The 12,346-nt window shown below is 70.1% G+C and carries 11 protein-coding genes and 1 riboswitch; of the genes, 7 read left to right on the forward strand and 4 right to left on the reverse strand.

The features are described from left to right. Positions 1-32: 32 nt before the first annotated feature. The 4 genes from A5773_RS06035 to A5773_RS06050 all read left to right on the forward strand — a co-directional run bounded on the left by A5773_RS06035 (position 33) and on the right by A5773_RS06050 (position 6,429). Entirely contained in the window at positions 33-1,157 is a 1,125-nt protein-coding gene (locus A5773_RS06035) for a nitronate monooxygenase family protein (protein ID WP_067789996.1), read from the forward strand. 214 nt (positions 1,158-1,371) lie between these two features. Further along, positions 1,372-1,541, forward strand: a riboswitch (M-box (ykoK) riboswitch). A gap of 290 nt (positions 1,542-1,831) precedes the next feature. Continuing rightward, positions 1,832-2,068 (forward strand): Rv1535 family protein, encoded by a 237-nt coding sequence (locus A5773_RS06040; RefSeq protein ID WP_067262010.1) that lies wholly within the window; start codon positions 1,832-1,834, stop codon positions 2,066-2,068. A gap of 336 nt (positions 2,069-2,404) precedes the next feature. Next, the gene (ileS, locus tag A5773_RS06045; protein ID WP_066953352.1) at positions 2,405-5,533 is read left to right on the forward strand and encodes an isoleucine--tRNA ligase; all 3,129 of its coding nucleotides are present in this window, start codon (positions 2,405-2,407) and stop codon (positions 5,531-5,533) included. 125 nt (positions 5,534-5,658) lie between these two features. Continuing rightward, positions 5,659-6,429 carry a hypothetical protein gene (locus tag A5773_RS06050; RefSeq protein WP_066953314.1) on the forward strand — a complete coding sequence of 257 codons (771 nt, stop codon included), beginning with the start codon at positions 5,659-5,661 and terminating at the stop codon, positions 6,427-6,429. A 48-nt stretch (positions 6,430-6,477) separates the two neighbouring features. Here the strand turns inward: A5773_RS06050 and A5773_RS06055 are convergent, their stop codons facing one another. Further along, positions 6,478-6,978 carry a hypothetical protein gene (locus A5773_RS06055; RefSeq protein WP_066953312.1) on the reverse strand — a complete coding sequence of 167 codons (501 nt, stop codon included), beginning with the start codon at positions 6,976-6,978 and terminating at the stop codon, positions 6,478-6,480. Between the two features lie 49 nt (positions 6,979-7,027). On the opposite strand from A5773_RS06055, the gene A5773_RS06060 reads away from it, so the two are divergent. Then, on the forward strand, positions 7,028-8,425 hold the full coding sequence (locus A5773_RS06060; protein WP_197505406.1) for a DNA polymerase IV: 1,398 nt from the start codon (positions 7,028-7,030) through the stop codon (positions 8,423-8,425). Here A5773_RS06060 and A5773_RS06065 read toward each other — a convergent pair. After that, entirely contained in the window at positions 8,390-9,316 is a 927-nt protein-coding gene (locus tag A5773_RS06065) for an asparaginase (RefSeq protein ID WP_067790023.1), read from the reverse strand. The genes A5773_RS06060 and A5773_RS06065 overlap by 36 nt on opposite strands. Positions 9,317-9,387: 71 nt before the next feature. On the opposite strand from A5773_RS06065, the gene lspA reads away from it, so the two are divergent. Continuing rightward, complete coding sequence (gene lspA / locus A5773_RS06070) at positions 9,388-9,975, forward strand: signal peptidase II (protein ID WP_082948108.1); 588 nt, start codon at positions 9,388-9,390, stop codon at positions 9,973-9,975. Continuing rightward, positions 9,968-10,894 carry an RluA family pseudouridine synthase gene (locus A5773_RS06075; protein WP_066953308.1) on the forward strand — a complete coding sequence of 309 codons (927 nt, stop codon included), beginning with the start codon at positions 9,968-9,970 and terminating at the stop codon, positions 10,892-10,894. Before lspA ends, A5773_RS06075 begins: the two co-directional genes overlap by 8 nt. Here the strand turns inward: A5773_RS06075 and A5773_RS06080 are convergent, their stop codons facing one another. Together A5773_RS06080 and A5773_RS06085 are read right to left on the reverse strand one after the other, a co-directional pair. Beyond that, positions 10,895-11,653 carry a class I SAM-dependent methyltransferase gene (locus A5773_RS06080; RefSeq protein ID WP_067790020.1) on the reverse strand — a complete coding sequence of 253 codons (759 nt, stop codon included), beginning with the start codon at positions 11,651-11,653 and terminating at the stop codon, positions 10,895-10,897. 21 nt (positions 11,654-11,674) lie between these two features. Then, positions 11,675-12,304: a lysozyme inhibitor LprI family protein gene (locus A5773_RS06085; RefSeq protein WP_066953306.1), complete on the reverse strand. Its 630-nt coding sequence runs from the start codon at positions 12,302-12,304 to the stop codon at positions 11,675-11,677. Between the last annotated feature and the right edge of the window lie 42 nt (positions 12,305-12,346).

A 12,346-nucleotide genomic window follows, 5' to 3' on the forward strand; every position in this document is an offset into this window, starting at 1 on the left:
CATATCGATCGATAGCTCTTTAGCGTCGGGCAATGCGTACCAGAGTCGCTGAGATGCTCGGCGTCGAGTTCCCCATCTGCGCCTTCAGTCACTGCCGCGATGTGGTGGCCGCGGTGACCAATGCGGGTGGGTTCGGCATCCTCGGCGCGGTGGCGCACAGTCCCCAGCGGCTGCAGAACGAACTGAGCTGGATCGAGGAGCAGACGGGGGGCAAGCCCTTCGGGGTCGACCTGCTGCTGCCGCCCAAGTACGTCGGCGCGGACGAAGGCGGCATCGACGCCAAACAAGCGCAGGCGCTGCTGCCCGAGGAGCACCGCGCGTTCGTCGACGACATCCTCGCCCGCTACGGAATCACGGCGCCGGCCCAGGAGCCGCGCGGCTCCGCCGGCGGCCTCAACATCTCGCCCAAGGGCTACGAGCCGCTGCTGGACGTGGTGTTCGCCCATGACATCCGGCTGATCGCCAGCGCGCTGGGCCCACCCCCGGCGGACCTCGTCGAACGCGCCCACGGCCGCGACGTGCTGGTGGCCGCGCTGGCCGGCACCACGCGCCACGCGGAACGGCATGCGGCCGCGGGGGTTGACCTGATCGTCGCGCAAGGCACCGAGGCCGGGGGACACACCGGCGAGGTCGCCACCATGGTCCTGGTTCCCGAGGTCGTCGATGCCGTGTCGCCCGTGCCGGTTCTCGCCGCCGGCGGCATCGCCCGAGGCCGCCAGATCGCGGCCGCGCTGGCCCTCGGCGCCGAAGGCGTGTGGTGCGGGTCGGTGTGGCTGACCACCGAGGAGGCCGAGACGCCGCCGGTGGTCAAGGACAAGTTCCTGGCCGCCAGCTCCTCCGACACGGTGCGGTCGCGGTCGATGACGGGCAAGCCGGCGCGGATGCTGCGGACGGCCTGGACCGACGAATGGGAGCGCCCGGAAAAACCCGACCCGCTCGGCATGCCGTTGCAGACCGCGCTGGTCACCGAACCGCAGGTACGCATCAACTCCGCGGCCGCGCACCCCGGCGCCAAGGCGCGCGAGCTGGCCACCTACTTCGTCGGACAGGTGGTCGGCTCCCTCGACCGGGTCCGGCCCGCGCGAACGGTTGTGCTCGACATGGTCGAGGAGTTCATCGACACCATCGGGCGGCTCGAGGGCCTCGTCGAGAAGTGACAGGGCTTTCCCCGCAAGGGTTTTGACCCCTATCCGGCCGGGGCCGGCAAACAAAAGATGAACAATCGGTGCCGACCGGGCGCGTCATTCCCGCAGGTCAAAGGCTCGAACCTGGCCGAATCCTGTGGAGGCGCCCCGGAAAACCGTAAAGATCGCGAAACGTGGCCCCGAGGAGTTTGACCCCGGTCGGACCCGTCGTGCATTATCGGTCGGGTATGCACCTCGTTAGGTGAGGCGTCTACACGAATACAGGCCACTGACCCCGAACGTCGAAAGACGCCCCGGGTCAGGACAGCTCCTCCCGGCTTAAGGGTTGAGCCCAGGTGGCTTCCGGAATACCGGACACGTCGTGTGGTGCCGAAGCTCTGACGAGAGGGGTGCGGATCTCCGACGGTCGTCGGGTTTTCGCTCCTCATGCTGCGCGCAAGCCGCGTGCGGATGACCGCACGCGTTCGTGACCGCGAGGAGGTGAGGGACACATGAGTTCCAGCGACAGTCCGGACCGAAGTCCGAACTCCGTCTCGTCCCGATCCGGTCTCCGGCACGACGTTCTCAGCTGAGCGTCGCAACGCTAAGTGGCTTATCGGCCAAGCGTTCTGGGATCGGAACCGCGACGGGACTTCGACGCGTCAGTCCAGATAGTCCCCGTTAGAAATCCCCTCCAGGAGGCGACCATGACCGCAGCTCTCTACGACGAAGTGGTAACCCAAGCGCCCGCCCGCACACTGACGGTGGTGCGCGACAACGACACAACTCAGGTCCCGGCCAAGAAGGCCACCCGCCAGGTCACCAAGCAGCCCGTTCTCGCCGGCGACCCGCTGGTGGAGGGCGCCACCCGCCTGTTGAGCGTCCCCCTGCGGCACGTCTACGCGGCCCTGTGGCGCGTCGGTGTGCTCGAGGTGCAGGCCTGATCCGATGAGCAGCGACCAACCGAGGCTCCAAGGGGCTACCCGGCCGCAGGTGTTTCCTGAGGCCAGGTAGCCCCTTGGGGCACTCCGCCTGAGTAGAATCGACCCACTGGCGTTGATCCGGCATCACCGGGGAGCCTTCGGAAGAACAGCCGGCTTCTTTCTCTGGCCAGCTCAGTAGAACCGAACGGGTGGGCCCGTCACAGCCTCCAACGAGCGGCCACGCGGCAGCGTGGCAAGCGGGGTGGTACCGCGGCGCTCGCGCAGGCAGCGCGTCGTCGTCCCCAACAGGCGCTACCAGTGCCCAACGGCACTGAGGCACAGGAGACGACGCACAAAGTGACTTCAAGTGACCCTGACGTCAAGGCCTATCCGAAACTGGTCGGCGGCGCGCCCGACTTCCCGGCCCTCGAACTCGAGGTCCTCGACTACTGGGCCCGCGACGACACCTTCCGGGCCAGCATCGCCCGCCGCGAGGGCGCCCGGGAATACGTGTTCTACGACGGCCCGCCCTTCGCCAACGGGCTGCCGCACTATGGGCACCTGCTCACCGGCTACGTGAAGGACATCGTCCCGCGGTACCGCACCATGCGCGGCTACAAGGTGGAGCGTCGCTTCGGCTGGGACACCCACGGGTTGCCCGCCGAGCTCGAAGTCGAGCGCCAGCTCGGCATCAACGACAAATCGCAGATCGACGACATGGGGATCGCCGCGTTCAACGACGCGTGCCGGGAATCGGTGTTGCGCTACACCGACGAGTGGCAGGCCTATGTCACCCGCCAGGCCCGCTGGGTGGACTTCGACAACGACTACAAGACGCTCGACCTGTCCTACATGGAGTCGGTGATCTGGGCGTTCAAGCAACTCTGGGACAAGGGCCTGGCCTACGAGGGCTACCGCGTCCTGCCCTACTGCTGGCGCGACGAAACCCCGCTGTCCAACCACGAATTGCGCATGGACGACGACGTCTACCAGAGCCGCCAAGACCCGGCGCTCACCGTGGGTTTCAAGGTGGTCGGCGGCACGCTGGACGGCGCGCACCTGCTGGTGTGGACGACGACGCCGTGGACCCTGCCGTCGAACCTGGCGGTCGCGGTCAACCCCGAGGTCAGCTACGTCGAGGTCCGGTCCGGCGATCAGCGTTTCGTGCTGGCCGAGCCGAGGCTGGCCGCCTACGCCCGCGAGCTCGGCGAAGAACCCGAGATCCTGAGCACCCGCTCCGGGGCCGAGCTGCTCGGCACGCGATACCTGCCGCCGTTCCCGTATTTCATGGACAGCCCCAAGGCTTTTCAGGTGCTGCCCGGGGAGTTCGTCACCACCGAGGACGGCACCGGCATCGTGCACATGGCCCCGGCCTACGGCGAGGACGACATGGCGACCACCGACAAGGTCGGCATCGTGCCCGTCACCCCGGTCGACTCCAAGGGCCGTTTCGACGCCACCGTCCCGGATTACCAGGGTCAGCACGTCTTTGACGCCAACCCGCACATCATCCGCGACCTGAAGAACGGCACCGGCCCGGCGGCGGCCAACGGCGCGGTGCTGCTGCGCCACGAAACCTACGAGCACCCCTACCCGCACTGCTGGAGGTGCCGCAATCCGCTGATCTACCGGGCCGTCTCGTCCTGGTTCGTCACCGTCACCGCCTTCCGCGACCGGATGGTCGAACTCAACCAGCAGATCACCTGGTACCCCGAACACGTCAAGGACGGCCAGTTCGGCAAGTGGCTGCAGGGCGCCCGCGACTGGTCGATCTCCCGAAATCGATACTGGGGCAGCCCCATTCCGGTGTGGAAATCCGACGACCCGGCATACCCCCGCATCGACGTCTACGGCAGCCTCGACGAGCTGGAACGCGACTTCGGGGTGCGGCCCACCAACCTGCACCGGCCCTACATCGACGAGCTGACTCGCCCCAATCCCGACGACCCGACCGGCCGCAGCACCATGCGGCGCATCCCCGACGTGCTCGACGTGTGGTTCGACTCGGGGTCCATGCCGTATGCCCAGGTGCACTACCCGTTCGAGAACCGCGACTGGTTCGACACCCACTACCCGGGCGACTTCATCGTCGAATACATCGGCCAGACCCGCGGCTGGTTTTACACGCTGCACGTTCTGGCCACCGCGCTCTTCGACCGGCCATCATTCAAAACCTGTGTCGCGCATGGGATTGTGCTGGGCTCCGACGGGCAGAAGATGAGCAAGTCGCTGCGCAACTACCCGGACGTGTCCGAGGTGTTCGACCGCGACGGCTCCGACGCCATGCGGTGGTTCCTGATGGCCTCGCCGATCCTGCGCGGCGGCAACCTGATCGTCACGGAGCAGGGCATTCGCGAGGGTGTGCGCCAGGTCCTGTTGCCGTTGTGGAACGCCTACAGCTTCCTGGCCCTCTATGCGCCCAAAGTCGGCACCTGGCGCGCCGATTCGCGGCAGGTCCTGGACCGCTACATCCTGGCCAAGCTCGCCGAACTGCGCGACGACCTCACCCGGGAAATGGATACGTGCGACATCTCCCGGGCCTGCGAGCAGCTGCGTCAATTCACCGAGGCGTTGACGAATTGGTATGTGCGGCGGTCACGTTCGCGGTTCTGGGAGGAAGACGCCGACGCCATCGATACCCTGCACACGGTGCTCGAGGTGACGACCAGGCTGGCCGCGCCGCTGCTTCCGTCGGTCACCGAGATCATCTGGCGCGGTCTCACCGGCGGGCGCTCGGTGCACCTGACCGACTGGCCGGAAGAAGGTGTGGTGCCCGCGGACCCCGACCTGGTGGCCGCGATGGATCAGGTGCGCGAGGTGTGCTCGGCGGCGTCGTCCCTGCGTAAGGCGAAGAAGCTGCGGGTGCGCCTGCCGTTGCCGAAACTGACTGTGGCGGTGGATGATCCGCAGCGGCTGGCCCCGTTCGCCGACCTGATCGCCGACGAGCTCAACGTCAAGAGCGTCGAGTTGACCGACGCCATCGACACCTACGGGCGGTTCGAGCTCACCGTCAACGCCCGGGTGGCCGGGCCGCGGCTGGGCAAGGATGTGCAGGCCGCCATCAAGGCGGTGAAGGCGGGGGAGGGCGTCGTCAACCCCGACGGCACGCTGACGGCGGGCCCCGCGGTGCTGCAACCCGAGGAGTACAGCTCCCGGCTGGTCGCCGCAGACCCGGAGTTCACCGCGGCGCTGCCCGACGGGGCGGGGCTGGTGGTGCTGGACGGCACGGTCACCCCGGAGCTGGAGGCCGAGGGTTGGGCCAAGGACCGCATCCGCGAGCTGCAGGACCTGCGCAAGTCGACCGGCCTGGACGTGTCCGACCGGATCTCCGTGGTGATGTCGGTGCCGGCTGAGCGGGCGGACTGGGCGCGCTCGCACCGCGACCTGATCGCCGGTGAGATCCTGGCCACCAGCTTCGAATTCGGCGAACCGGCCGACGGCGCCGACATCGGCGACGGCGTGCGGGTGAGCATCGCCAAGGTCTAGCGGCACAGAACCCCGGTCGGGGGTTTGGAAAAAGTTCCGAAAAAAGTGTCCAAGCCGTGCGGGCCGGCTGCTCATACCTGTGACGGCGGCCCACTGGGGGTCGCGACCACAGTTAAGGAACACCCATGAGCACCATCGAGGACTTCCCGTCGACGACATTCGCCGCCCTCCCGCACGAGGATCTGACCGTCGCCGAGGCGTGGGCGTCGAGCCCGCTGGGCGACCCCACGATCGAGGACGGTTCCTCGGCCCAACCCGTCGAGTCTGAGGATTCTCCGGCCACGACCGTGATCGCGAAGCCGCGCTCGTGGGGAACGAATGCCCTGGTCGCCGGGGCCGTGGTCGCGGCGCTCGGAGCGGTCGCCGGGCTCGGCCTGCTGCTCATCGACGGGTCGGGCTCCAAGGAGCTGAAGCCCACCGTCGTGGCGCCGAATGCCAGCGTCGGCTCGGTGCAGCCGCAGGCTCCCAGCGCGGTTGCGCCGCCGCCGGTGGCGCCGGCCCCGCCGTCGGCGCCCGCCCCTGCTGACGCCGCTCAGGTCTCGCCCGGACCCGTCAGCCGCGGGGATGCACCCGTCGTGATCGTGCCCGCACCGCCGCCCGCGGCGGCCCCGGCCGGACCCCCCGCACCGGCGGACCCGGGTCCCCCGCCGCCCCCGCCCAATGTGACGGTCAACGTCCCGCCGGTGATCGTGCCCGTGCCCGTTCCGGTACCGGTGCCGCCCCAGCAAGGTGGCAGCCAGCAGGGCGGCGGCCAGCCCGCGCCGAGCGGTGGCAGCGGCCACGGGCCGATCCAGTGTTTCGCCTGCCACCCGCCGCAGCCGGTACACCCGCAGCCGATTCACCCGCAGCCGATTCAGCCGCAACCGATCCGCCTGCAGCCGCTGCAGCATCCCTGAGACAGCGGGTGCGCAGGGCGAGGCCGGACAACCAGGTCCGGTCTCGCCCTATTGCGCACGCGAGCGCAGCGCGCGGTGGGCGTGCGGCCAGAACGGCATGCCCGCCACCACGGTCGCGCCGGTGGCGATGAGTCCGACCGCGACGTCGACGCTTTGGCGGCCATCGCGCGCCCAATACACGTCCTTGAGGTCCAAGAGCAGGGCAAGTTCGTCGACGATCATCGCGTTCGCGGCGCCGTAGGCGACGGCCGCCGCCGGATGCCGGCGTTGCCTGTCGGTTCCGCGCAGGCCCACGCCACCCACCGTCGCCAGCATCCCGATACCGATGTTGTAGTGGTGAAAGTGTCTGCCGCCCATCGACATACCACCACCCGACGGCCCATGGCCGGCGCGGATCCAATGCGTGAGCGCCCGCAGTCCGGCGAACGTGAGGGTGAACGACGTCCAGGCCAGCACCGTGGCCTGCTCGCCGGGCTGCAGCCGCTGGTCCCATTGATGGCGCAGGCGCTCCCACCGAGACCGCGGTGCGTCGGTGCCGTCAGCCTCCATACCCAACGACGCTAGACCAATAGCATTTCGAAGTGTGGAGTCCCGTTGGGTGCTGCACCTGGACATGGATGCGTTCTTCGCCTCGGTCGAACAACTTACCCGGCCGACCCTGCGCGGACGGCCGGTGCTGGTGGGCGGCCTGGGCGGACGGGGCGTGGTGGCCGGGGCCAGCTACGAAGCCCGCGTGTATGGCGCCCGCTCTGCCATGCCGATGCATCAGGCCCGCCGCCTGATCGGCGTGACCGCGGTGGTGCTGCCGCCGCGCGGCGTGGTGTACGGGGTGGCCAGCCGGCGGGTCTTCGACACTGTGCGCAGCGTGGTGCCGGTCGTCGAGCAGCTGTCGTTCGACGAGGGCTTCGGGGAACCGCCGCACCTCGCGGGCGCGTCCGCCGAGGACGTCGAGGCGTTCTGCGAGGACCTGCGCCGACGGGTCCGCGACGAGACCGGCCTGATCGCTTCGGTCGGCGCGGGCTCGGGCAAGCAGATCGCCAAGATCGCGTCGGGCCTGGCGAAGCCCGACGGCATTCGGGTGGTCCGCCGCGCCGAGGAGCGGTCGCTGCTCGGCGGGTTGCCGGTGCGGCGGTTGTGGGGCATCGGTCCGGTCGCCGAGGAGAAGCTGAATCGACTCGGCATCGACACCATCGGCCAGCTGGCCGCGCTGACCGACGCCGAGGCCGCCAACATCCTGGGCGCGACGATCGGGCCGGCACTGCACCGCCTGGCGCTCGGCATCGACGACCGCCCCGTCGCCGAGCGCGCCGAAGCCAAGCAGATCAGCTCCGAGTCCACCTTCGCCGTCGACCTGACCAGCCTCGAGCAGCTGCGTGAGGCGATCGACCCGATCGCCGAGCACGCGCACCAGCGGCTGCTGCGCGACGGGCGCGGCGCCCGCACCGTCACGGTGAAGTTGAAGAAATCCGACATGAGCACGCTGACCCGCTCGGCGACGTTGCCCTACGCGACGACCGAGCCCGGCGCGCTGGTCGCGGTGGCCCGGCGGCTGCTGCTCGACCCCCGTGAAATCGGGCCGATTCGCCTACTGGGCGTGGGCTTTTCGGGATTGAGCGACGTGCGCCAGGAGTCGCTGTTCCCCGACCTGGACCTGGCGGGGGAGACCTCGGAGGGGCAACCCGTAGAGACCGCGGCCGAGGCCATGTTCGCCCCGGTGGCCGAAGCGGGCTCGCAGTGGCGGGTCGGCGACGACGTGTCGCACCGCGAACTCGGGCACGGCTGGGTGCAGGGGGCGGGCCACGGCGTGGTCACCGCGCGGTTCGAAACCCGCGCCTCGGGGCCGGGCCCGGCGCGGACGTTCCCCGCCGACACCGCCGAGCTGAGCAAGGCCAACCCGGTCGATTCCCTGGACTGGCCGGACTACCTGGGGGCGCTGCAGGCCCTGGAAGCGAATGCGGCGTCAGCCCCAGCGGGCGATGACGTCGCCGACCGGTAGCTTCGCGGCCAGCGCGGCCATCACCAGCACGCGGGCCTGCGGCGGTCGCAGCCGGGGCACCATCACCGCGCCGGCGGCCACCATCGCGTGCCCGGGCCCGTAGCTGGCGCCGACTCGGCCGCCCGGGACGCGGGTGGACACCGCCACGGCGACCCCGGCCCGGCAATGGCGGGCCACCGCCTCGACCACCGCGTCGCCGGCGTTGCCCGAACCCAGCGCCTCGAGCACCAGGCCCCGCGCCCCGGCGGCCACGCACGCGTCCAGGGCCACCCCGTCGCTGCCCAGGTAGGCGGCGACGATGTCGACCCGAGGTGCGTCCGCCGCGCTGAGCCCGCCGAGCTGGGGCCGCGTCTTGGTGCCGGTCAGGGTGACGCCGCCGTTCACCGTGCCGATCAGCTCACCGGCGAAGCCGCTCAGGTCGTTCGTCGCGACCTTGGTCAGACCCAACGGCTGCAGCACCCGGCCGGCGAAACACAGCAGGACGCCCAGGCCGCGGGCGGCGGGGTGGCCCGCCACGGCCAGAGCGGCGCGCAGGTTGGCCGGGCCGTCGGCGTCGGGCGCGTCGGCGCTGCGCATCGCCCCGGTGAGGACCACCGGGACGTCACCCGCGTGGGTGAGCTCGAGCCACAGCGCGCTCTCCTCCATGGTGTCGGTGCCGTGCGTGACCACCACACCGTCGGCGCCGCCGTCTATCGCCGCCCGCACGGCGCCTCGGATCCCGTCCCAATCGGCCGGCACCAGCTGGGAGCTGTCCAACGCCAGCACGTCCACGACGTCGACGTCGAGGCCGGCCGCCAGGTCGGCCGCGCCGTACGAGGGCCGGTGCACGCCGTCCGCACCGGTGCCGGTCGATATCGTGCCCCCGGTGGCGATGACGGTGAGCCGGCCCATGATGAGATCATCGCGCACGCCGACCGCGAACATCGGTCAGACCGCGTCCGCATTTGGGGGATGATGTGAGAGTGCCCGAGGAACCCACCGGATCCACTGAGCCCGTGACCTCGACCGACGAGGCCGAGGACGCCGCCGCCACCGACCCGAGGCGGCCGCCGAGGCGGCTGCGCCTGCTGCTGTCGGTCGCGGCGATCGTCTTGGCCCTGGACATCGTGACCAAGGTGCTCGCCGTCAAACTGCTGCCCCCCGGCCAGCCGGTGCCGATCATCGGCGACACGGTGACCTGGACGTTGGTGCGCAATTCCGGGGCCGCGTTCTCGATGGCGACGGGTTACACCTGGGTGTTGACGCTGATCGCCACCGGAGTGGTGGTCGGGATCTTCTGGATGGGACGCCGGCTGGTGTCGCCGTGGTGGGCGGTCGGGCTGGGGATGATCCTGGGCGGCGCCATGGGCAACCTGGTGGATCGCTTCTTCCGGGCGCCCGGGCCGTTGCGCGGCCATGTCGTGGACTTCCTGTCGGTCGGCTGGTGGCCGGTGTTCAATGTCGCCGACCCCTCGGTGGTGGGCGGCGCCATCCTGCTGGTGGTGCTGTCGATCTTCGGCTACGACTTCGACACCGTGGGCAGGCGCAGGCCGACCAGCGCCGATGAGTGACCGCTCCATGCCCGTGCCCGAGGGGCTGGCGGGCATGCGGGTGGATGCGGGCCTGGCGCGCCTGCTGGGGCTGTCCCGCAGCGCCGCGGCCGCCCTGGCCGAAGACGGCGGGGTGGAACTGGACGGTGTGCAGGCCGGCAAATCCGACCGGCTGACCGGCGGCGCGTGGCTGCAGGTGCGCCTGCCCGAGGCCCCCGCGCCGGTGGAGAACACGCCCGTCGACATCGAGGGCATGACGATCCTGTATTCCGACGACGACATCGTCGCGGTCGACAAACCGGCGTCGGTGGCCGCGCATGCGTCGGTGGGGTGGACGGGGCCCACGGTGCTCGGCGGGCTGGCCGCCGCCGGCTACCGGATCACCACCTCGGGCGTGCCCGAGCGGCAGGGCATCGTGCATCGCCTCGACGTCGGAACCTCCGGGGTGATGGTGGTGGCGCTATCGGAGCGCGCCTACACCGTGCTCAAGCGGGCGTTCAAGCAGCGCACGGTCGACAAGCGTTATCACGCGCTGGTGCAGGGGCATCCGGACCCGTCGAGCGGGACGATCGACGCACCGATCGGGCGGCACCGCGGCGGCGAGTGGAAGTTCGCCGTCACCAAGGATGGCCGGCACAGCCTCACCCATTACGACACCATCGAAGCCTTCCACGCCGCCAGCCTGCTCGACGTGCACCTGGAAACCGGCCGCACGCACCAGATCCGGGTGCACTTCTCCGCGCTGCACCACCCCTGCTGCGGTGATCTCGTCTACGGGGCTGATCCCAAACTCGCGAAAAGGCTTGGGCTGCAACGGCAATGGCTGCACGCCCGGTCGCTGTCGTTCGCCCATCCGGCCGACGGCAGGCGGATGGAGATCGTCAGCCCCTACCCGGCCGATCTGCAGCATGCGCTGGACGTGCTGCGCGCCGAGGACTGATCACCGGGGCTTGCGCGCCTCGACCAGCAGCCGCGTGGAGTGCGCGACGAAGGGGCCGTCGGCCTCGATGCGCTCGTGCAGTTCCCGCAGCCGCTCCCGGTACGCGCCGACCGTGAAGTCCGGCACCGTCCAGATCACCTTGCGCAGGAAGTAGATAACGGCGCCGATGTCGAAGAACTCGGCCCGCACCCGTTCCATCCGCATATCGACGACGTCCATCCCGGCGGCCCGGGCCTCGGCGCTCTGGACGTCGGGGTGTAGCTCGGCCCATTTCTCCGGCTGCGGCCCGATGAAGTATTCGACGAGTTCGGCCATGGTCGCCGGCCCGATCTGCTGGGCGAAGTAGGTGCCGCCAGGCCGCAGCACCCGGGCGATCTCCGGCCATCGCACCGCGATGGGGTGGCGGCTGGTCACCAGGTCGAAGGCCGCGTCGGCGAACGGCAACCGCGGCTGGTCGCCGGTCACCACGACCACCACGCCGCGCGGATGCAGGCGTTGGGTGGCCAGGTCCGCGTTGGGCGGCCACGATTCCGTCGCGGCCATCGCGGGCGGAAACCGCTCGGCGCCGGCGAGCACTTCGCCGCCGCCGGTGTCGATGTCGCACGCCGCCGACACGCTCCCCAGCCGTTGGCTCATTTGGCGCTGGTAGCCCCACGACGGGCGTTCTTCGGTGGCGCGCCCGTCCAGCCAGGAGAAGTCCCAGCCGTCGACGGGGGCCGCGTCCGCGTCCGCCACGAGGTCGTCGAAAGTGCGTCCCATGTCGAGCATGCTAGGCAGCGATCACGGCGCGCGGCAGACGAATTTTGTGCCGTTGAGGTCGAGCTTGACCTCGCCCTGGTGCTCCCAGTATTCGGAGCCCTGGCGGCCGTATCGGGCCCCGCTGCCGGACGGTTCTTGAAACAGGATCTGCTGGTTGCCCTTCCAGCTGAGCACCGCCGCGGGCGGGTCGAAATCGTTGTAGAACTGCGCGGTCAACGGCCCCGCGTCGGCCGGGCACTGGTAGGTGACGACGGGCGGGCTCAGGGTGCCGGGGTCGGCGATGGCCAACTGGACCAGCCGCGTCTGATACGCCTCGACCAGGCAGGTGCGCGCTTCGGGGTTCTGTGCGCAACCGTCGCGTGTGGTCGCCCAGCCGTTCTGCGCGGACGTCAGCGCGCCCTGGTCCGCGCCGGCCCGGGCAAGCGCCTGTTGGTAGGCGGCCTGCAGATGGTGGTCGAGGTCGGTCAGCTGCGGATCGGCGCACACCTGCTGCTGGGCCGCGTTGGCCGGTTTGGCACAGTCGAGCGCCGCCGCGGTCGGTGGGGCGGTGGTGGTGGTCGTTCCCGTGGTGGTGCCGTCCGGCGGCGGGGTCGATTTCGCACCGCAGGCGCCCAGCATCAGGGCCGCAACGATGACGGCGAGCAGTCGCATACGTGCTGACTACCGCCTGCCGGCCGCGCCCCGGGCACGACA

Origin of the sequence: Mycobacterium sp. 852014-52450_SCH5900713, assembly GCF_001667075.1 — a bacterium.
Classification (GTDB): domain Bacteria; phylum Actinomycetota; class Actinomycetes; order Mycobacteriales; family Mycobacteriaceae; genus Mycobacterium.

Bases quoted from the DNA above. Each gene is read 5' to 3' on its own strand.
- A5773_RS06035 (WP_067789996.1), top strand. From the start codon at position 33: ATGCGTACCAGAGTCGCTGAGATGCTCGGCGTCGAGTTCCCCATCTGC.
- A5773_RS06040 (WP_067262010.1), top strand. From the start codon at position 1,832: ATGACCGCAGCTCTCTACGACGAAGTGGTAACCCAAGCGCCCGCCCGC.
- A5773_RS06050 (WP_066953314.1), top strand. From the start codon at position 5,659: ATGAGCACCATCGAGGACTTCCCGTCGACGACATTCGCCGCCCTCCCG.
- A5773_RS06055 (WP_066953312.1), bottom strand. From the start codon at position 6,978: ATGGAGGCTGACGGCACCGACGCACCGCGGTCTCGGTGGGAGCGCCTG.
- A5773_RS06065 (WP_067790023.1), bottom strand. From the start codon at position 9,316: ATGGGCCGGCTCACCGTCATCGCCACCGGGGGCACGATATCGACCGGC.
- A5773_RS06075 (WP_066953308.1), top strand. From the start codon at position 9,968: ATGAGTGACCGCTCCATGCCCGTGCCCGAGGGGCTGGCGGGCATGCGG.
- A5773_RS06080 (WP_067790020.1), bottom strand. From the start codon at position 11,653: ATGGGACGCACTTTCGACGACCTCGTGGCGGACGCGGACGCGGCCCCC.
- A5773_RS06085 (WP_066953306.1), bottom strand. From the start codon at position 12,304: ATGCGACTGCTCGCCGTCATCGTTGCGGCCCTGATGCTGGGCGCCTGC.